Annotated in this window: 4 protein-coding genes; all 4 read right to left on the bottom strand. The window is 48.5% G+C overall.

From position 1 onward, the window contains the following. Positions 1–152: 152 nt before the first annotated feature. Positions 153–632, bottom strand: a complete 480-nt coding sequence (locus R7E51_RS05830) for a Dps family protein (protein ID WP_005388254.1) — start codon at positions 630–632, stop codon at positions 153–155. Positions 633–932: 300 nt separating this feature from the next. Continuing rightward, the gene (locus R7E51_RS05825; protein WP_017821960.1) at positions 933–2,933 is read right to left on the bottom strand and encodes a HAMP domain-containing methyl-accepting chemotaxis protein; all 2,001 of its coding nucleotides are present in this window, start codon (positions 2,931–2,933) and stop codon (positions 933–935) included. A 121-nt stretch (positions 2,934–3,054) separates the two neighbouring features. After that, positions 3,055–3,408 (bottom strand): hypothetical protein, encoded by a 354-nt coding sequence (locus tag R7E51_RS05820; protein WP_005388258.1) that lies wholly within the window; start codon positions 3,406–3,408, stop codon positions 3,055–3,057. A gap of 432 nt (positions 3,409–3,840) precedes the next feature. Next, positions 3,841–23,667, bottom strand: coding sequence for a tandem-95 repeat protein (locus R7E51_RS05815; protein WP_318128124.1), 19,827 nt, complete (start codon positions 23,665–23,667; stop codon positions 3,841–3,843). Between the last annotated feature and the right edge of the window lie 44 nt (positions 23,668–23,711).

Here is a 23,711-nt window from a genome sequence, read left to right as displayed (position 1 = left end):
GTAGTTTTACAGGCAAAGCCGAAACGGATGATAACCACCTACTGAAGTAGGTGGTTTAGGGCTGAAAACAAAAAAAGGGCACCAACGTGCCCCTTATGACTTATTCCCGATTGTTTCATGCGTTCCCAAGGATTGCTTGGGTGATGCGCTGCTTAGCCTTGTAGGTAAGCGTTAAGCATCCACATTAATTTTTCTTGCTCACGGATGTAGTCACCCATCAATGCCGCTGTACCTTCGTCATCTGCTTCACCCGCGTTTTGTAGAATCTCACGCTGTTTTAGAAGTAGAACGCTAAAGCCTTGAACCAGACCTTGTACACACTCCTCACCAGAAGTCGCGTTTTGATGTTCTTTAATTTCACTTGCTTCCAAGTAGTTGCTGAATGCGTGCGCTGGCGTATGACCCAAAGTTAGAATACGCTCTGCAAGCTCATCGATTTTTGTTTGTAGATCAGTGTAAATCTCTTCAAATTTTACGTGCAGTTCGAAGAATTGCGCACCTTTAATGTTCCAGTGGTAACCGCGAGAGTTCATGTACAACACTTGGTAATGCGCTAGCAGTTGATTGAGCTGTTGAGCTAGTTGTGCTGATTGTTCGCTGTCTAGACCAATTAGGCTTACTTGTTTGTTCATAATCTTGCTCCTAGAAGGATGATACCAATCGTAGTAACGAACGATTCTCTTACCGGGATTGGTATAAAGTTTAAAAATTCTTTTGCAGTATTTGCTGCCGATGGAGTCATATTACGACTCCGGCTCGGCGAAGAGAATTTGGTTTTAGCTATGATTTAAATAGCCAAATCCAATGAGCAAGTAGACGAATATCGGCGTATCATCCAACAAAAAGCCCCAACCCTTTTTGTGTAAAAAGGGTTGGGGCTTTTTTACTATTTGGTTAGCGTTCAAAAGTAGATGAACAGACGTAAATCTTATCTACGCCGTTTTAAAAGTTGCCATCTGTTGATTCAGCTCGGTAACTTGCTCTTTTACTTGCAATGATGTCTCTGATGCGCGTTGGCTGTTATTCGAAACCTCATCCACTGATTGAGTAATACCAGACATCAATCCAGTGATCGAATTGGTCGCATGAGATTGCTGCTCTGCCGCTGCCGCAAGTTCTGCCATTTGTTCATTCAAAGAACCAATTTGCTCGGTCGTGACAAGCAAACGAGTTACCGCTTTTTCAATGTGCTCAGCGCCCTGCTCCGCAAGTGATTGGCTGTGTTCAATCTCCTCAACCACCGAATTGGTCGAGCGTTGAATCGCGTTGATAATGCCGTTGATTTCCGTCGTCGATTGAGTAGTGCGAGTCGCTAACATACGCACTTCGTCCGCCACAACCGCAAAGCCTCGCCCTTGGTCACCTGCGCGCGCTGCTTCTATCGCGGCATTCAATGCCAGTAAGTTAGTTTGCTCTGCCAAACCTTCAATCACTTCCGTCACTCGACCAATGGCTTCGCTCTCTTTGCTTAACTGCGTCACTTGCGTGCTCGCGGTTTCAATGCTGCCATGTAAGCTTTCCATGGTGACTTTGTTTTGCTCTAGTGCATCGCGACCTTGTTCAATCTCGCCTTTTGAATCAGAAAGCTTCTGCACCGATTGATTGGCTTGATCTAGAGTGTTACGCGCGGCTAAAGCGATTTCATCCAATTGGCTTCCCATTTCAACAATGCTGGCCTGTTGCTTTTCTACATTCGATGAGGTGACTTGCGCCGATTCCAACAAAGCCCCCATGCTAGTATCCACTTGGTGCGCTTTCTCGCTCACCCCAGCCACGATGCTCGCTAACGATTGGTTCATGCGGTTAATCGAATCGGTAAGGTCTGCCAATTCATCTTTCCCAACAACAGTTAACGGAGGCTGAGAAACATCTCCTGAAGCGATCGTCTTTGCACGCTCCGATAAGTTTTTCACTCGGCGACCAATGGTATTGCCCATGTATTTTGAAATCGCTACTGCGGCAATCAAAACCAATGCCGCAGCAATCAACATAGTGGTGAGTACGTTCTTGATCGACTGATTAATACCCTGTCCACTTTGATCAGCACGACTTTGCTGAGCCAATACGATCGTTTCTAAGCTTTGGTCTAGTGCATCCGCTGCTGGCAACAGTTCGTTCGCCATCAGCAAGTTTGATTCGTTCCACTCTGGCGACTGACGCAATGCAATTACCTGCTCTGCTAAAGGAAAGTACAGTTGCTGCATTTCTTTAAACAGTGACCACAATGATTGGTCGTTATCAGTAAGCCTGTCGAGTTTACTGTCGATTTCCGCCACAGACTGATTGTGGTACTTAATCAAGTCGTGGTATTTGTCCAGATGATCTTGCTGCCCGTACAACAGGAAATCTCGCAGAGCAGACAGTGCATTGGCGAGCGAGGTATAGCTATCCGCGTAAACTTTAAACAAACGCTTTCTGTCTCCACCAAATGGGTTTCCTGACTCTTCATTGATTAAGCTTTGAAGCTGATCAAGTGCCACTTCTGCAATGGGTGCCGCTTCGTTAATAAAGAGGTTGTGCGCGGGTAAGTTCTCATCACTGTGGCTAAGTTCAATCAGCTTGTTCAAAGAGACTTTTACCGCGTCCCACTGGCTTTGAATCGCTTGAAAATCCTGTTCAGAGATCAGAGCCTGCAACGTTGGAAGCGACTCGTCTGTAGATGCCATGATATTGCGTACGTCCTCACTCAGACGTGCGCTCGCCTCTTCATCGCCACCTAGCAACATGTAGGCTCGAATAGAAGACAGCGACGCTTGAACGGACTGTTGGATACCGCGACTGGTGTCGACGGTCGGTAAATCGGATTTAAGTAACGAAGAGGCGTATTGCTCTACGGTAGTGACGTTGCGATACGTGAATACCGCTGATGCCATAAAAAGTACGGCTAGCAGCACAAAACTGAGCTGCAACTTCCCTGATATCGTAAGGTTCATCCATAAACTCCTGACAACGATGAGCCTTAAATATAACGATGTTTACAAAAATGTTAAATACTGGTATCAAAAGTTACTAAGAAAACCATGTAAATCACTATTTTAAGCCGATAAATAGGGCTTATTTGAAGTATGGTATGCGCTCACTACGTAAAATCAGATAATTAACGTAAGTCGTTTCTAAGCAGTCTTGATCCCACAACGAAAGAATCCGCTTAGTGGCGAAGTAGTAATCTTTATTACGCAGTAGCACACCCACCGTGCGGCTGAGCTGCTTAAAGCGCTGTTGCTCATTAGCAGAGATGTAATTGTCTTCATTTTGAATGATCGGCGCCAATCCATCGGCAAACCAATTGTTCAGAATTTCACGCATCTCTAGTTCTGACTCCGGCACATCCATACACGACAACTCACGATGCAGTGGCGGCGGTACTATGTACTTTGACGCTTTTGGCGAACTGACATAACGGTACATGTCGCTCCTCCTTGTAAATGACTCTTATACCCAAGTGACTTCAAGATGCAAGATTCAGAGCGTTGTCATTGATTCGGGGTCAAGGAAAACAACGCAGCGTAATAGTCAGCTCTTTCCAAGTTGTTTGACACAGAAGCCGAGTCAATGACACGCTCCCGAAGGGCGAGCTGTCTTGGTTTGTATACTTTGTTGTCGATTCTTGATTTAGACCCACTAGACCTTTAAATCGCCGCCGCGTCTACAAACCAAGCCATTCTCGCTGAACCTAACATCTCGAGGTTACTTGGGTATAAACTAGCTAAGAATACTTTTTTCAATTTCCAAGTTTTTTTCTACAGCTCATAGAAAGAAGCCCAACAAAAAAGCCATGCAAAGTAGGCTCTGCATGGCTTTGGTTTGGGCAGCAATGACACTGAACTCGTCTAGGACTGGTTACATTGAGCTTTGATCGAAATCGTTGCCTTGGTCAGTACCCGTTTGAGTATCCGAGTCGAAGCTGCCAGAGTCATCCGTGAAGTCAACACCTTGCTCTTGACCTCCCGCACTTGTCCAGTCGCTGCCGCCAGATTCCATACCCGCCATGTCTGGTTGCTGATCTTGAGCAGAACCTTGCATGGTGTATTGATCATCGACTTCAACTTCAACTGTGCCACTCGCACCTTCTACCGCGCTGCCCAATTCGTCGTAACCTTGGAATTGGATTTCGCTCGTACCTTCGTAACCTTCTGGTAGGTCAACCGATACTGGTTGGTTCAGGTTGCCACTTAATGTGAAGCTGCCATCGCCATTATCCAGTGCGTTGCTTACTGATGCACCATCAGGTAGACCGGACATTTCTGCATAATCCACCGATTCGTTACCACTGACCTCATCTGGAACCGAGATAGAAATGGTATCGCCTGGTGCTGCAGTCACATCAGCTGCGCTCTCCTCTTCACTGTCTGCACCGTTTGCTGCTTGCTCTTCAGGCTGTTGCGCTTCGCCAACTTGCTGCTCTGCTGATGCTTGAGCAGCTTGAATTTGTGGCTCGTCACTTTGCGCTGAATCGTCCGCAACTTGGATGCTCAGATTCTGAGTCGATACTTCACCATTGTCGTTGACCTGAACATCCATAGCCAAATTGCCATCGAAGTCATCGTTCGGCCAGTATGTCCACTCTTCATCATCTGATTTCGCGAAGAAACCAGCATCGTTTGCATCGGCTACATCCAACACTTCTGCTGAAGGGCTAATGCCAAGCTCATCAATCAACTGTGCTTCCGTTAGTGTTAGTGAACCATCATCAGCCAGTGCGTAGCCTTCGCTAGTTGTGGTTTCACCCTCACCTTGGATGTCGACATTAAAGAAGCTCTCAATGCGGTTTTCACCGTCAGTTGCAATGAAGCCAACTTGAACATCTCCGGTGTAGCCTTCTGCTGGTGTGAATTGGTAGTTACCTTGGTTATCGGTCTCTATCACACCTTGACCTTCCATTAGGCTCACTGATTCAATGCTCAAGCTGTCGCCTTCTGCATCGCTCAAGGTCGATAGCATGTCATCATTGGTGAACGACAAGGTGCCATCCGCTGCCATTTCTGTGGTAGAAATGCTGTCGATTTCTGGAGAAGCATTCTCTTGTGGCGCATCTTCTTTCACGACCACACCTGTTTGCTCATCATGAAGCACACCGTCTTTATCAATCACGTAAGCGATGTCCGCTTCACCAGTAAAGCCTGGTGCTGGATTGAATGTCCATGTGCCATCACCGTTATCGACAATCTCACCTTGGCTGCGATCAGCTAGGTGAACGAATTTCACTTCATCACCCGCGTCAGCATCTACGTTCTCTGCCAATCCGATTAGGTCATCAGCGGTTAGGATAACGGACTCACCCGCTAGGGTTTCGAAGTCACCTGAATCGATGCCATCTTCGAACTCTTCTGGTTCGTCACCATAATCCACCGTTGTTGCGGTCACGGTTACGAAGAACTCGCCATTAAAGTCAGCTGGAGGCGTCATTTGCAGGTCTGAAATATCCCACTCGTTCAAGTCGATGTATTGACCCGGTTCCGTAATGGTAATGGTGTTCACACCATCCGTAACTTCGAAGCCAACAGGGAAACCAGTCATCACTAGGTTACTTAACGTTTCTGAATCGTCGATTAGACCGACATTCAAGCCTAGGTGACCTGTTTCGTCCTCACCGAAGACTAACGGACCATCATGGTCGGTTGTGATGACTGCACCATCGGCAACAGGGCGAACAAACACTGGTACATCAAGTACCGTCTCAAACTCACCGTCACTTACCACAACTTGCAAGTCAGAAACCCCTGCAAAATCGCCAGTCGGTGTGAATGTCCAAGTACCGTCACCGTTGTCCGTTACCTCACCACCATCTTCACCTTCTGCGGTGATAATGCGTGATACGACTAGGTTTTCAGTATCGATATCGCCGAACAAGTTCATCAAGTCGCCAGCGTCGAAGGTGAATGCGCCATCCTCGTCGGTTGCCATAAAGGCATTACCCACATTGAATGGAGCATCGTTGACTGGAATAACATCCACATTCAACGAGCCTTGAACCACTTCTTCACCATCCGTCGCGGTGTAGCCCAGTTCCACCAAACCATTGAAGTCTTGAGTGGTCACCAAGTGGTACATACCATCTGGCTGCTGGGTTAATGTCGCGTTTGCAGGAGCACGAACCGTGATGCTTTCTACGCTGATTTCGTCACCATCAAGATCCGTAACTTGATTAGCAATGTAAGCTGGGTCAATCACCATGACCACATCTTCTTCGCCTTGCATCTGGATGGTTGGCGCTTCTGGTGCATCGTTAACCGCTTCGATGTTTAGATTGCCTTCAACCGGCGTAACTAAATCACCATCGCTGACGCCGAACGACATTGGAACATCACCATTGAAGTTCTCAGCCGGAGTGAATGACCAAGTACCATCACCGTTGTCTAACAAGTCACCGTATTGCTCATCAATCACTAGGTCGACAGCAGACAGTTCATCGTAGGTGTTGTCGATGTCTGTCGCGTTAGCAAGCAACATGTCCTGCGTAATAAGAATGGTGGTGTCTTCGGTGCCAGCAATATTCACTGGCGTTGATTGCGGCGCATCGTTAATTGGGTTCACCGTTAGGTCGACGCCCACTTCCACGCTCGCACCATCGTTATCAATCAAGTCGAAACTTAGGTCGATATCGCCATTGAAGTTCGCATCAGGCGTAATCGTAAAGCTACCATCTTGGTTCTCAACAACGGTTGCATTGGCTACCGCGGTTAAGTTCACCGCTTCTAGATTATCGCTGTCGACGTCACCCGCTTGAGCCAGTAACTGCTCTTGACTCAATGTGATTGAACCGTCTTCATCGACGCTGTAAGCCAAATCGCCAGATACCGGAGCATCGTTGACTGGCAATACATCAATGTTCGCGTTGGTTGTCGCAGTTGCACCATCTTCATCGGTCACAACAACATCAAGGCTGACATCACCGTTGAAGTTTTCGTTTGGTGCGAAGCTGAATGTACCGTCGCCGTTGTCAGTAAAGATACCGTCGGAGCCGCTGTAGCTGACGCTATCAATCGCGACATCACCTTCAACGTCAGAAGCATTCGCCAATAGCTGCTCAGAGCTAATGGTGATGACTTCATCTTCGTTCACTGAGTAGCTGGTCGCGCCTGCGATTGGTGGATCGTTCACCTCAAGTACCGTAATACCTGCGGTGGTTGAATCCGTCGCACCGTCTTCATCGACAACCACAACGTCAAGGCTCACTTCACCATTGAAGTTCTCGTTTGGCGAGAAGGTGTAAGTACCATCACCATTGTCTTGGAACACGCCATCTGCGCCACTGTAGCTCACGCTGTCGATTGCTACTTCGCCTTCGACGTCAGATGAGTTAGCCAATAACTGCTCGTCACTGATGGTGATCGAGTTGTCTTCATGCACCGTGTAAGACGTGCTGCCTGCCACCGGTGGATCGTTCTCAGGCGTCACGCTTACGTCGATATTTGCGGTCACGGTATCCGTGCCATCAGAAACATCGAAGGTAAAGTTCACATCGCCATTGAAGTTTTCGTTTGGCGCGAAGCTGTAAGTGCCGTCACCATTGTCGGTTAGGACACCATCTGCGCCTGTGTAGCTCACGCCTTCAACCGATAGGTCATCGCCATCGATATCTGTTGCGCCATCAAGCAGATCTTCATCAGTGAACAACAAGACGCCATCTTCACCAATGGTGAACGCTTGATCTTCTGGCTGTGGTAGGTCGTTAACTGGATTAACCGTTAGATCTGCCGTTGCGACCAAGGTGTCAGAACCATCACTGATATCAAACGTGATATCAATGTCACCATTGAAGTTCGCATCTGGCGTGATGGTGAAGCTGCCATCGTCGTTAGCAGTCACTGTCGCATTACCATCTACAAGCAAGTTTTCAGCAACAAGGTCATCGCCATCCACATCGCTAGCTTGAGATAACAATTGCTCTTGGCTCAATGTAATGGTGTTATCTTCATCTACGTTGTAAGCCAAGTTGCCCGATACTGGCGCGTCGTTGATTGGCAATACATCCACTGTGATATAGGTATCGACTTCTGCGCCATCTTCATCACGAATAGTCACGTCCAACGATACTTGACCATTGAAGTTCTCATTCGGTGCGAAGCTACAAGTGCCATCGCCATTTACTGAGAAGATGCCATCTGGACCGTCGTAGCTGATGCTTACAAGCTCAACATCCCCCTCGACATCCGAAGCATTCAGAAGCACTTGTGATTCACTGAACGTTAGAACTTGGTCTTCATCGATGGTGTACGCAGTTGGACCTGCGATTGGCGGATCGTTCACCTCAAGTACCGTGATACCTGCGGTAGTTGAATCCGTCGCGCCATCTTCGTCGACTACGACAACATCTAGACTCACTTCGCCATTGAAGTTCTCGTTTGGCGAGAAGGTGTACGTGCCATCACCGTTGATTTCCAGCACACCATCGTTACCGCTGTAGCTCACGCTATCAATCGATACATCACCTTCAATATCCGATGAGTTCGCTAGTAGCTGTTCGTCACTGATGGTGATCGAGTTATCTTCATGCACTGTGTAAGACGTGCTACCCGCAACCGGTGGATCGTTCTCTGGCGTCACACTCACATCGATATTCGCGGTCACGGTGTCCGTGCCATCAGAAACATCGAAGGTAAAGTTCACATCACCATTGAAGTTCTCATTCGGTGCGAAGCTGTACGTGCCATCGCCATTGTCGGTGAGAACACCGTCTGCACCTGTGTAAGTGACACCTTCAACCGATAGGTCATCGCCATCGATATCCGTTGCGCCATCGAGCAGATCTTGGTCAGTGAAGGTCAACACACCATCTTCACCAATAGTGAACGCTTGATCTTCTGGCTGCGGTAAGTCATTAACTGGGTTAACCGTTAGGTCCGCCGTTGCAACGATAGTATCGCTGCCATCGTTGATATCGAACGTGATATCAATGTCGCCATTGAAGTTCGCGTCAGGCGTAATGGTAAAGCTGCCATCGTCATTAGCCGTAACCGTCGCATCACCGTCAACCACTAGGTTAGATGCAGTTAGTGCATCACCTTCTACATCCGTTGCTTGTGCCAACAATTGTTCTTGGCTTAGGGTGATTGAGTTGTCTTCGTCGACACTGTAAGCCAAGTCACCCGATACCGGAGCATCATTGATTGGCAGAACATCAATGTTTGCCGTCGTCGAAGCGGTCGCACCATCTTCGTCCACGACTACAACATCAAGATTCACTTCACCATTGAAATTTGGGTTTGGTGCAAAGCTGAACGTACCATCACCATTGTCGGTAAAGATACCTTCACTGCCACTGTAGCTCACGCTATCTAGTGCTACCTCACCTTCAATATCGGAAGAGTTTGCCAACAACTGTTCTGCACTGATGGTGATGACTTCATCTTCATCAATGGTGTAACTGGTTGTGCCTGCGATTGGTGGATCGTTCACCTCAAGAACGGTAATACCCGCTGTTGTTGTATCAACCGCGCCGTCCTCGTCAACCACGACAACATCTAGGCTAACATCGCCTGTAAAGTTTTCGTTTGGTGAGAAGGTGTAAGTACCATCGCCATTAATTTCTAGCACACCGTCGTTACCGCTGTAGCTCACGCTGCTGATCGCAACATCACCCTCGATATCAGACGAATTAGCCAGTAGTTGCTCATCACTAATGGTGATCGAGTTGTCTTCATGCACAGTGTAAGACGTGCTGCCCGCAACTGGTGGATCGTTCTCTGGCGTCACACTCACATCAATGTTGGCAGAGGTCGTATCCGTACCATCTGACACATCGAACGTAAAGTTCACATCGCCATTGAAGTTCTCATTCGGTGCGAAGCTGTACGTGCCATCGCCATTGTCGGTTAGGACACCGTCCGCGCCAGTGTAAGTCACGCCTTCAACTGTTAGGTTGTCACCTTCTACATCTGTCGCGCCTGTTAACAAGTCCGCATCAGTGAAGGTAAGAAGACCGTCCTCACCCACTGTGAACGCTTGATCTTGTGGCTCTGGCGCATCATTGACTGGTGTTACTGTTAAGTCGAGACCAGCCGCGACCACTTCTTCCCCGTCAGTCACATCGTAGGTGAACTCGATATCACCGTAGAAGTTCTCGCTCGGAGTAATGGTGAAGCTGCCATCCTCGTTCATTTCAACCGTCGCATTTTCATCATTGGTGCTTAGGTTGATTGCGCTTAGGTCGTCACCATCAATATCAACAGCGTGCTCCAGTAACTGCTCTTGAGTCAGCGTAATGCTGTTGTCTTCGGCGGTTACCGCAGTGATATCACCCGTCACTTCTGGTGCATCATTGGTTGGCGAGATATGAATCGTCACATCTTGCGTCGCTGTCGCCGTGGTTCCAGTATCCACATCCGTAGAGGTTGCGTTCACGGTTAGCGTCACATCGCCATTGAAGTCCGCAGAAGGAATAAACTCTAGCCCTTCTAGCTCGCCTGGTTGTAGTGACCAAGTGCCGTCACCATTATCAACACCTGCTGATAGTGCGCTGCCTTCTGGCACATCTTCAATCAAGATAGCGAGGTTTTCTGAACCATCTGTATCGGTTAACGCTGCATCGATATCAAGTGGCACTGGTGTATCTTCGGTACCAATGATTTGGTAATCCGCGTCCGCTACCGTGATTTCGATGTTGTCGATACCAAACGATTCATCCCAAACGTCTTGATTCAAGGTTGAACCGAAGCCGAGTTGCAGTTCACCATCCTCGACAGGAACCGTCAGGTTGATTTGGTGAGCTTGGTCGTTCCAACCACTGAAGCCTTCACGTTGAGAGGCTCCGTGGATCACTTCACCCACTTCATTACCATCTGAGTCGTAAAGCGTTGTCGTGCCATCTTGAGTACGGAACGCGGAGTTTTCCAAGGTGGTTAGTTGTTCGCCGCCGACAAAGATTTGGAACGACTCGCCATCCCAAGAATCGATTTCGTAGAAGCTAAATGAGATATTCACTTCATTGACATCGCTTGGGATCTCGTAGGTTTTGCTGACCGCTTCATCACCGCCAGTGCCACCAATACGACCCAGCATATCGCCCGTTTCGAAACCTTGTGAACTTTCAGTATTCGCGTTCCAACCGTTCGAGCCAGACTCGAAGTTATCAGAGGCAATCACCAAGTCTGAAGCAATAGACAGCTCTGGCATATCAACCACAGATTGAACATCAATGTTCGCTTCTGCTGGCACGGTTGCGGTGCCATCGTTGACGTCAAACGTCACGTTCACGTTGCCATCGAAGTTTTCATTCGGAGCGAAGGTGTACGTGCCGTCACCGTTATCAACCAAAGTACCGCTGTCAGAAGCAACGTTTTCAACCGTTAGGTTATCACCATCGATATCACCTGCATTTTGCAGCAGTTGCTCTTCGGTGAAGGTGAAGCTTGTGTCTTCTTGCGTGACGAACTGTGGCTGACCAACCGTTGGTAGGTCGTTCACTGGGTTCACAGTCAGATCGGCAGTGGCTTGAATGGTCGCATCGCCGTCCGTAATGTCGAAGCTCAGATCAATGTCGCCATTGAAGTCCGCATCCGGTGTGATAGTGAAGCTGCCGTCATTATTCGCAACAACGGTCGCATTGCCGTCAACAGTGAGGTTGGATGCAGTTAGGTCATCGCCATCCACGTCGCCGGCTTGAGCAAGAAGCTGCTCTTGGCTTAGCGTGATAGAACCGTCTTCATCCACGCTGTATGCCAAATCACCTGATACTGGCGCATCATTGATTGGCAATACATCGATGCTTGCATTGGTTGACGCAGTTGCACCGTCTTCATCAACAACGACAACATTTAGGCTAACATCACCGTTGAAGTTTTCGTTTGGTGCGAAGCTGAATGTACCGTCGCCGTTGTCAGTAAAGATACCGTCGGAGCCGCTGTAGCTGACGCTATCAATCGCGACATCACCTTCAACGTCAGAAGCATTCGCCAATAGCTGCTCAGAGCTAATGGTGATGACTTCATCTTCGTTCACTGAGTAGCTGGTCGCGCCTGCGATTGGTGGATCGTTCACCTCAAGTACCGTAATACCTGCGGTGGTTGAATCCGTCGCACCGTCTTCATCGACAACCACAACGTCAAGGCTCACTTCACCATTGAAGTTCTCGTTTGGCGAGAAGGTGTAAGTGCCGTCACCATTGTCTTGGAACACGCCATCTGCGCCACTGTAGCTGACACTATCAATCGCGACTTCGCCTTCGACGTCAGACGAGTTAGCCAATAACTGCTCGTTACTGATGGTGATCGAATTGTCTTCATGCACGGTGTAAGACGTGCTGCCTGCAACCGGAGGATCGTTCTCTGGCGTCACGCTTACGTCGATATTCGCCGTCACGGTATCCGTGCCATCGGAAACATCGAAGGTAAAGTTCACGTCGCCATTGAAGTTTTCGTTTGGCGCGAAGCTGTAAGTGCCGTCACCATTGTCGGTTAGGACACCATCTGCACCTGTGTAAGTGACACCTTCAACCGATAGATTATCGCCATCGATATCCGTTGCACCATCAAGCAGATCTTCATCAGTGAACAGCAAGACGCCATCTTCACCAATGGTGAACGCTTGATCTTCTGGCTGTGGTAAGTCGTTAACTGGATTAACCGTTAGGTCAGCCGTTGCAACAATAGTGTCGCTGCCATCATTGATGTCGAACGTGATATCAATGTCACCATTGAAGTTCGCATCAGGCGTAATGGTAAAGCTGCCATCATCGTTTGCCGTAACCGTTGCATCACCGTCAACCACTAGGTTAGATGCGGTTAGCGCGTCGCCTTCTACATCCGATGCTTGAGCAAGAAGCTGCTCTTGGCTTAGCGTAATTGAATTGTCTTCATCGACACTGTAAGCCAAGTTGCCCGATACTGGCGCATCGTTGATTGGCAATACATCGATGTTTGCGTTAGTTGCCGCAGTTGCACCGTCTTCATCAACAACCACAACATCTAGGCTAACATCGCCATCAAAGTTGGCGTTTGGTGCGAAGCTGAATGTGCCGTCACCGTTATCAGTAAAGATACCGTCAGAGCCGTTGTAGCTTACGCTATCAATCGCAACTTCACCTTCAACGTCAGAAGCGTTCGCCAATAACTGCTCAGAGCTAATGGTGATGACTTCGTCTTCGTTCACTGAGTAGCTGGTCGCGCCTGCGATTGGTGGATCGTTCACCTCAAGTACTGTAATACCTGCGGTAGTTGAATCCGTCGCACCGTCTTCATCGACCACGACAACATCTAGACTCACTTCACCATTGAAGTTCTCGTTTGGCGAGAAGGTGTACGTACCGTCACCATTGTCTTGGAACACACCATCTGTGCCGCTGTAGCTAACGCTATCAATCGATACATCACCTTCAATATCCGATGAGTTCGCTAGTAGCTGTTCATCACTGATGGTGATCGAGTTATCTTCATGCACAGTGTAAGAGGTGCTGCCTGCCACCGGTGGATCGTTCTCTGGCGTCACACTCACATCAATATTCGCGGTCACGGTGTCCGTGCCATCGGAAACATCGAAGGTAAAGTTCACGTCGCCATTGAAGTTCTCATTCGGTGCGAAGCTATAGGTACCATCTCCATTGTCAGTTAGGACACCATCTGCGCCTGTGTAAGTGACACCTTCTACCGATAGGTCATCGCCATCGATGTCCGTTGCACCATCCAGCAGGTCTTGATCAGTGAAGGTCAACACACCATCTTCACCAATGGTGAACGCTTGATCTTCTGGCTGCGGCAAGTCATTAACTGGGTTAACCGTTAGGTCCGCCGTTGCAACAATAGTGTCGCTGCCATCATTGATGTCGAACGTGATATCAATGTCGCCATTGAAGTTCGCATCTGGCGTGATAGTGAAGCTACCATCGTCGTTTGCCGTAACCGTTGCATCACCGTCAACCACTAGGTTAGACGCAGTCAGCGCATCACCTTCTACATCCGATGCTTGAGCAAGAAGCTGCTCTTGGCTCAACGTGATTGAGTTGTCTTCGTCAACGCTGTACGCCAAGTTACCAGATACAGGTGCATCATTGATTGGTAAGACATCGACTGTGATGTAAGTATCAACCTCTGCGCCATCTTCATCGCGAATGGTCACATCCAACTGTACTTGACCGTTGAAGTTTTCATTCGGTGCAAAACTACAAGTTCCATCACCGTTTACTGAGAAGATACCATCTGGACCGTCGTAGCTGATGCCAACTAGCTCGACATCCCCTTCAACATCGGAAGCATTCAGTAGCACTTGCGATTCACTGAAGGTTAGAACTTGGTCTTCATCGATAGTGTATGTGGTAGGACCTGCGATTGGTGGGTCATTTACCTCAATCACAGTAATGCCTGCAGTGGTAGAGTCCGTTGCACCCTCTTCATCGACTACGACAACATCTAGGCTCACCTCGCCGCTGAAGTTCTCGTTTGGTGAGAAGGTGTAAGTACCATCACCGTTGATTTCCAGCACGCCATCGTTACCGCTGTAGCTCACGCTATCAATCGCCACTTCGCCTTCTATATCAGACGAGTTAGCCAACAGCTGTTCGTTACTAATGGTAATCGAATTGTCTTCATGAACGGTGTAAGCCGTGCTGCCTGCAACCGGTGGATCGTTCTCCGGCGTCACGCTTACGTCGATATTCGCCGTCACGGTATCCGTGCCATCGGAAACATCGAAAGTGAAGTTCACGTCGCCATTGAAGTTCTCATTCGGTGCGAAGCTATATGTGCCATCGCCATTGTCAGTAAGAACACCGTCTGCGCCTGTGTAAGTGACGCCCTCAACAGATAAGTCATCCCCTTCAATATCGGTAGCGCCTGTTAGGAGATCCGCATCAGTAAAGGTCAGCACACCATCTTCACCAATGGTGAACGCTTGATCTTGTGGTTCAGGCGCATCGTTAACTGGTGACACCAATAACTCAAGGTTGGTTGAGACAACATCATCGCCGTCAGACACATCGAACGTAAAGGTGATGTCACCATTAAAGTCCGCATCTGGCGTTAAGGTGTAAGTACCGTCACCATTGTCTGTGATGGTGATGTTTTCATCATCCGTTGCCAAGTTCAGTGCTGTCAGTTGGTCTCCATCCAAGTCACGCGCATTAGCGAGCAAATCTTCTTGCGTGATTAGGATTGAACCATCTTCTTCAACCACAGCAGAAACAGGCAATGCTTCAGGCGTATGTTCAATGTGAGCACCCGTTGCATTGACGTAGATGGTTTGAGAAACGGTTTCAGAATCATTATTTGATAGCTCTGTCGCCGTTGCCGTTACATTGATTTCTAGCTGTTGGTTAAAGTCTTCTGGCAATTGAATCTGTAGCTCTTGTTCAATTGCTGTGGTTGGAAGCGTTACAGAACCATCTGGACCGACTGTTACTTCACCACTGTAGATCTGGCTGTTCACTTCACCTACATCAATGGTGAAGTTGAAGTCACTATAATCGGCATCGCCGCCACCGTAGAGATCTTCAAAGCCGTAAACCAGTTCACCGTCTTCGTTCACAGTAGTTCGAGTATGTTCAATGCCATCTTGGTTGAGCTCTGAGCTTGTGCCGCCATGGAAGACTGCATCACCAAATTGGCTTTGAATCACGGTTTCAGAACCATCAGCACCCACAAACACGAGTTGTGGGTCGACCGTATCCATGTTCGCAGGAGAGCCATCTGCCGCACGGAACTCATACTGACCATCTTGCATGGACGCAAAGTCATTGAAGTTATGACCGTTAGGAATCAAGAATAGGTTGAAGCTTTCCCCTTCCGAGATTTGGAAGCTGAACTGATCTTGTCCCGGAATGAGGTCACCGCCTCCGCCAACTTGAGAGGCGTTTTCGTACACCACTTCAACGCCCGTGATATTGCCGTCTTCATCAACTTTGTAATAGCCAGCTGCGTTTTGGTAACCCGCGGTTTCACCTTCAAAGGTAACCGTGATTTCAGTATCATTGAAACTGGTGATACCGTTGTCTTGATCGTTAAGTACCCCTTCGTTGTCGTAGCTGATCACCGAACCTTCTGGAACACCATCAACGGTCACAGTCAGCGTTTCTGACAAGTCTTGGTCAACCAATGCTGCGGCGATGTTCACTTCAACAATACCGCCTGGCTCAACCAAGATCGCTTGGTCATCCACGTTTCGACCGTCGCCATCAGTGATGACTAGGTCTGGCGCATCTGCTACGGCTTCGATATGGACATTAATGTCTTGCTCAACTTCATCCGTACCGTCAGAAACCGTAAAGCTGAACTGTAAGTCACCACTGAAGTGCTCTTCTGGTACGAAGCTAAATGTACCGTCACCGTTGTCCGTTACAGTACCTTCATCACCCGAGTAGTTAATGCTCGTAACAGTGAGGTCATCACCATCAATATCAATCGCGCCACTTAGCAGATCTTCTTGCGTGAACAGGATGCTGCCATCCTCTTCAATGTGGTACATGCCAGGCGCAACAATTGGAATGTCATTGACTGGGTTCACCGTCAATGTCATTTCATTGGCAACACTCAATTCACCGTCGCTCACTTCATAAGTAAACTCGATGTCTCCGTTGAAGTTCTGTGAAGGCGTAACGGTAAAGGTGCCGTCGCCGTTATCCACGATAGAGGCATTAGGATCATTGGTTTCTAGTGCCGTTGCGTATAGGTCATCACCATCTTGATCGCTGGCATTTTCAAGCAGCATTTCTTGTGTCACGAGAATAGAGCCATCCTCGTCCACGTCTGCCACGATTGGCGCTGCTTCTGGTGCGTCGTTGACGAACTCAACTTTCAAGTCGATGTTTGCCGCCACCACATCGGTGCCATCGCTCACATCAAACGTGAGGTCAACATTACCAAAGAAGCCCTGCTCTGGCGTTAATGTGTAAGTGCCATCGCCATTGTCTGTCACTTGAACCGTGTCGCTTAAACTCGTCACGTTAACAACAGACAGGTCATCGCCTTCGATGTCCGTCGCTTGAGCCAGCAGCTCTGCTTCAGTAATAGTGATCGCTTCACCGTCTTCTGTGGTGAAGGACAAATCAGGCACATCTGGCAGGTCGTTCACTGGGTTAACGGTGAGGTTTAGATCCGCAGCGACGGTTTCAATCGCGTCAGTTACGTCATAAGTAAATTCGATTTCACCAAAGAAGTTTTCGCTCGGTGTAATCGTGAAGCTACCATCAGCGTTCTCAACGATGGTTGCATTAGGATCGTTGGTCGACAGGTTCACCGCTTCAAGGTTGTCACCATCCACGTCCGTCGCGTTCGCTAACAAGTCTTCTTGAGTGATGGTAATTGAGCCATCTTCATCAACGACCGCATCAACTGGACCGCTAACCTCTGGACCTTCGTTGACGATCTCAACATCGATCTTCGCAGTGCTTGGTGCACTTGCTTGACCATCGCTGATGTCGAAGGTCAGGTTCACTTCACCGTAGAAGTTCGAAGTTGGATCGAAGGTAAAGGTGTTGTCGCCGTTGTCTGTCAACGTACCTTGTGACTGGTCAACAAGCAGTAGATTCTCGATATGCAGAATGTCGCCATCCACGTCAGTCGCACCTGATAACAGGTCTTTTGCTTCGATGATGATGGTGCCGTTTTCTAGCATTTGAGTATGCAGCGGTGCACCAGGAACTGGCACATCGTTGACCGGAATAACGGTCAGATCTAGATGGGTATCGACTTCATCGGTGCCATCGAAGACTTTGTAATCGATGTCGACTTCACCATTGAAGTTTTCATTCGGCATAAAGGTGTAAGTACCGTCGCCATTGTCGACAAGCTCACCGTTATCACCGCTGTAAGAGATATCAGAGATAGACAGCGCATCGCCTTCCACATCACTTGCATTGGCAAGCAGATCGTCCGCGCTAAACGTAATGCCCACATCCTCATCAGTCGACAACACAATTGGACCAGAAACGATTGGCGCATCGTTTACCGCTTCGAAGTTGATGTTGATGATGTTGTCGTCGGTGAGTTCACCATCCGTGACTTGGTAACCTAGCTCAATCTCACCGTAGAAGTTCTCATCTGGTGTAACTGTCCATGTACCATCGCCGTTGTCGGTTAACGTAGCGTGCTCCGCGTTATCCCCCACCAGCTCAAGGTTTTGAATATCAAGAACGTCACTATCGATATCACTCGCTTGTGCTAAAAGCTGCTCTTCTGTAATTACCACAGAGGCAAACTGCGTAGAACCTTCGGTATCAATGGTCACATTTGGCAGGTCAGCGGTCAGTTCGATTTCACTGTCACCTTCACGGATATTCAGCTCTACCGTTTCCGTGATTTCCGTGCCGTCCACGCCAATTGATGTGAACACAGCTTCATCATGACAAGTTTGCGAAACCGTCATGTTTTGAACCACGTAAGTACCGTTACCTTGAATCGTACCTAGCTCAAAGTAAGACACCGGTTCGTTCACCGTTAAAGTGTAATCCGTCTCATAGCTACCACGATCTTCTTTGTGGTAAGTCATCGAGTCGATCAAGTCACCATCGGAGTTGAATGCGCGAATTTCGACTTCGGTAAAGTGGCGAGACTCTTCCATAAACCAGCCGCCTAGACCATCTAGGTGGAAGCTGATTTCGTTGATATCTTGACCTTCAACAGTCACAGTCAGTTTTTCATCACCGCTCAAGCCTTGGCGGTCAGTATCACCAATACCGTGACCGATGTGTGTTTTACCATTCCACGCACCGAGTGGGTCATCATTACTTTGAACGGTAACTTTCAAATCACCATCAACAAACTCACGTGTGTAAGGGTCAACAGCAGTACCCCAATCATCAAGGCTGGCGTTGTCGTCAAAGGTACCAATTTGACTCGTATGCGTACCGTTTGCCAATGCATCATCATTTGGAATGAAGCGCACTTCCGTGTCTGCAGGAACCTCCTGCCCGACTTCTAGCTGTACCCATTCGTCATTTAGATTTGCTTCAATGATGCCGTTTTCAGGGGCTTGGTCGAGACGTAACGCAGGCTCTTCACGCAGAGAAACACCCACTGTTTGGTCTTCTTCTGCTTGAATAAAGATCTCGTCACCCGCTTCTGGCGCATCGTTGACAGGATTAACGGTCAGATCCAACGTGGTCAGAACATCATTTTCGCCATCGCTGATGTTGTAAGTGAAGTCCAACTCACCGTTAAAGTTTTCGGTGTGCGTAATGGTGAAAGAACCATCGTCATTGGCTACGATCGTCGCATCCGGGTCATTGGTTTGTAGATTGCTGGCAACAAGGTCATCACCTTCAATATCTGTCGCATTCGCAAGCAACTGTTCTTGCGTGATGGTAATGGCGTTATCTTCATCCACTTCAGCTTGAATGCCTGACGTTTCTGGTGCGTCGTTCACCGCGATAACATCGATGCCTGCGGCTGTTGTATCCGTTGCACCATCTTGGTCGATGACCGTAACGTCGAGCGAAATGTTACCGTCAAAGTTCTCATTTGGCGTGAAGGTATATGTGCCGTCGCCATTGTCCACGAAGCTACCGTCGTTACCAGAGTAGCTAACATTCGCCAAGGCTACATCGCCTTCCACATCAGAAGAGTTAGCTAACAACTGCTCGTCACTAATGGTGATTTGACCGTCTTCTTGAACCGTGTAAGACGTAGAACCTGCCACCGGTGGATCGTTCACTGGTGTCACGCTGGCATCAATGAATGCCGGTGTTGAACCTGTGCCGTCAGACACATCGAATGTGAACTGAACATCACCGTTGAAGTTCTCATTCGGCGCGAAGCTGTAAGTGCCATCGCCATTATCGGTAAGCACACCATCCGCACCGGTGTAGAGAACATTTTCGATAGACAGATCATCGCCGTCAATATCCGATGCGCCTTCCAATAGGTCTGCATCCGTGAACAGCAAGGTGCCATCTTCTTCTACCGTGAACTGTTGATCTTGCGCTTGTGGCAAGTCATTCACAGGATTAACCGAAATATCCAGACCAACTTGTACCGAGCCGCCATCGTTATCAATGATATCGAAGGTCAGATCTAGGTCGCCGTTGTAGTTTTCATCTGGTGTGATGGTGTAGCTGCCATCATCGTTGTATTGAATCGTCGCGTTGTCATCTGTCGATAGATTGATGGCTTCAAGGTTCTCGCTATCAATATCGCCCGCTTTGGCAAGCAGTTGCTCTTGGCTTAGCGTGATTGAGCTGTCTTCGTTGATGGTGTAAGCCAAATCACCCGATACTGGTGGATCGTTGATTGGCAATACGTCGACATTGATGTGCGTATCAACGGTTGCCCCATTCTCATCTTGAATGGTCACATCCAACTGAACTTGACCATTGAAGTTCTCGTTTGGCGCAAAGCTACAAGTACCATCGCCATTGACGGTAAAGATACCATCCGAGCCTTCATAGCTGATGCCAACAAGCTCTACATCACCCTCGATATCAGATGCGTTAGCAAGAATTTGTGACTCACTGAATGTCAGTACTGAATCTTCATCAATCGTGTAAGACGTTGGACCGGCAACTGGAGGATCATTCACTTCAATGACCGTAATGCCTGCGGTCGTTTCGTCAATCGCACCTTGCTCATCCGCCACAATCACATCAAGGCTGATATCACCGCTGAAGTTCTCATTCGGCATGAAGGTATAAGTGCCGTCACCGTTGTCTTGGAATACGCCATCGGTGCCTGAATAGGTCACGCTATCGATGGACACTGCGCCTTCCACATCCGAAGAGTTAGCCAGAAGCTGCTCGTCGGAAATGGTAATCGCATTATCTTCATCAACCGTGTAAGACGTAGAACCCGCAACCGGAGGATCGTTCACTGGAGTGACGCTCACGTCCACATTTGCTGGTACGGTCTCAGTGCCGTCAGAAACACCAAAGCTAAAGCTGACATCACCGTTGAAGTTTTCATTTGGTGCAAAGGTGTAAGTACCATCACCGTGGTCAGTCAGCACGCCATCGCTGCCTGTATAGCTAATGCCGTCAACCGTTAAGTTATCGCCATCGATATCGGTCGCGCCAGCAAGTAGGTCTGCGTCGGTAAACTGAAGCGTGCCGTCTTCTTCAACACTGAACTGCTGGTCTTGAGGGACAGGAAGATCGTTAACTGGATTAACCGTTAGATCCGCCGTTGCTTGGATAGTGTCTGTGCCATCTGTAATGTTGAATTGGATATCAATGTCACCATTAAAGTCCGCATCTGGTGTAATCGTGAAGCTGCCATCATCGTTCGCTGTAACGGTTGCGTTTCCATCCACCGTCAAATCACTAGCAGTCAGGTCATCGCCCTCAATATCAGACGCTTGAGAAAGAAGCTGCTCTTGGCTGAGTGTAATAGCACCGTCTTCATCAACGCTATAAGCCAAATCACCCGATACTGGCGCATCATTGATTGGCAATACATTCACATTGATGACGGTATCAACTTCTGCCCCATCCTCATCTCGAATGGTCACATCAAGTTGAACTTGTCCGTTAAAGTTCTCGTTTGGCGCGAAGCTGCACGTACCATCATCGTTAACGGTGAAAATGCCATCCGGACCATCGTAACTAATGCCAACAAGCTCTACATCGCCTTCCACATCAGAGGCATTCAACAGCACTTGTGACTCACTGAAGGTCAGAACTGAATCTTCATCAATAGTGTAAGAAGTTGGTCCTGCGACTGGTGGATCGTTCACTTCCAGCACCGTAATGCCAGCAGTGGTGACATCCGTTGCGCCTTCTTCATCAGCGACGACAACATCAAGCGTCACTTCACCATTAAAGTTTTCATTTGGAGAGAAGGTGTACGTACCGTCACCATTGATTTGCAACACACCATCGCTACCAGAGTAGCTCACGCTATCAATCGAGACATCCCCTTCTAAATCCGAAGAGTTTGCCAACAGCTGCGCGTCAGAAATGGTAATAGAGTTGTCTTCGTGAACTGTGTAAGACGTTGAACCAGCCACCGGAGGATCATTCACCGGCGTGACGCTCACATCTACATTCGCTGAAACCGTATCCGTACCGTCGGACACATCAAAGCTGAAGTTTACGTCACCATTGAAGTTTTCATTTGGCGCAAAAGTGTAAGTCCCATTACCGTTGTCGGTCAGGATGCCGTCACCACCGTCGTAGCTTACGCCCTCAACTGTTAGGTTATCGCCTTCAATATCCGTTGCGCCAGTAAGCAGGTCTGCGTCCGTAAAGATCAGCGTGCCATCTTCTTCCACGTTGAACTGCTGGTCTTGAGGAACCGGCAAATCGTTGATTGGGTTAACGGTTAGATCAGCGGTTGCTTGAACGGTGTTCGTGCCATCTGAGATATCAAAGCTGATGTCGATATCACCGTTGAAATCTGCGTCCGGCGTGATGGTGAAGCTACCATCGTCATTTTGAGTTACCGTCGCGTTGCCATCTACCGAAAGATTAGATGCCGTCAGTGCATCGCCTTCCACATCGGAAGCTTGCGACAACAACTGCTCTTGGCTCAAACGAATCGAGCCATCTTCATCCACCGAGTATGCAAGATTGCCAGATACTGGTGCATCGTCGACTGGCGTAACGCTTACATCAATGTTGGCAGAAACCGTATCCGTGCCGTCGGACACATCAAAGCTAAAGTTCACATCGCCATTGAAGTTTTCATTTGGCGCAAAAGTGTAAGTCCCATTACCGTTGTCGGTCAGGATGCCGTCGCCACCGTCGTAGCTTACGCCCTCAACTGTTAGGTTATCGCCTTCAATATCCGTTGCACCAGCAAGCAGGTCAGCATCGGTGAAGATCAGCGTGCCGTCTTCTTCCACCTCAAAGGTTTTATCTTCCGGCACTGGTGCGTCATTGATTGGACGAACAGTTAAATCAATCGAACTAGAAATGGTTTCTTGACCATCACTGATATCAAACGTTAAGTCGAGTTCACCATTAAAATCAGCTTCAGGTGTGACGGTATAAGTGCCATCACCATTATCCACAACTGATGCATTAGCACCCACTTGCACGTTAAATGCGGCAAGATCATCGCCATCAACATCACTCGCGTACCCGAGAAGTTGTTCTTGAGTGAAGGTAATAGTGCCATCTTCATCCATGATGTATGCCAGATCTTGCCCTACTTCTGGCGCGTCATTTTCACCTTCGACTTTAATTTGGAACGTCTCGCTCGTAGTTTCGGAGTCGAAATCGTCTTCTACTTGCGTCGTGGTTTCTTCGCTGGTGTCTTGTACATCCACCGCGAAGCTCTCTTCAGTGGTTTCTGAATCTAGCTCGTCACCACCTTGAGAACCTTCAGAGTCTGAAGAAGCACTTGGCGCAGATGAAGTTTGTACCGCTTGTCCTTGCGCTTCATTGCCTTCTGCGTCCGAACCACCTTCAGAGCCAGAGGCATCACCACCACCGACCGCTTGGGCACCCGCCCCAGAATCCGAACCACCGCTGCCCAGAGCCTCGTCACCTGATTCTCCGCTAGAAGCTACACTATCAACAACATTGGATTGTGCAGCGTCAGAGTCGCTGCTACTTTCAGTATCCTCTTCTTGAACTGCGCCACCCGAGCTCACTGCTTCTTCTTCCGTACCCGCGCCACTAGGATTTTCTTCCATCGCACGATTGGCTTCATCAACAGCATCTGCACTTTCAGCACCAGTCGCTACAGTCGAAGAGACGGTCGACTGCTGTTTTTCTTCTTTTGTCCCCGTATCCTTCGTTTCTGTTTGCTCTACCGCATCGTTAAGCTTTTCATTGTCTTTTTCTTGATTAGTGTCGCCTGCCATTACAGCCTCCGTTGCTTTTAGCTAACTGATCGTATTTAGAGGCA

The organism is Vibrio sp. Vb1166, assembly GCF_033338695.1.
GTDB classification, from domain to species: Bacteria; Pseudomonadota; Gammaproteobacteria; order Enterobacterales; family Vibrionaceae; genus Vibrio; species Vibrio alginolyticus.
This window is presented reverse-complemented; position numbering and strand designations above follow the sequence as displayed.

Coding starts and splice junctions, on each gene's coding strand:
- R7E51_RS05830 (WP_005388254.1), bottom strand. CDS start 632: ATGAACAAACAAGTAAGCCTAATTGGTCTAGACAGCGAACAATCAGCA.
- R7E51_RS05825 (WP_017821960.1), bottom strand. CDS start 2,933: ATGAACCTTACGATATCAGGGAAGTTGCAGCTCAGTTTTGTGCTGCTA.
- R7E51_RS05820 (WP_005388258.1), bottom strand. CDS start 3,408: ATGTACCGTTATGTCAGTTCGCCAAAAGCGTCAAAGTACATAGTACCG.
- R7E51_RS05815 (WP_318128124.1), bottom strand. CDS start 23,667: ATGGCAGGCGACACTAATCAAGAAAAAGACAATGAAAAGCTTAACGAT.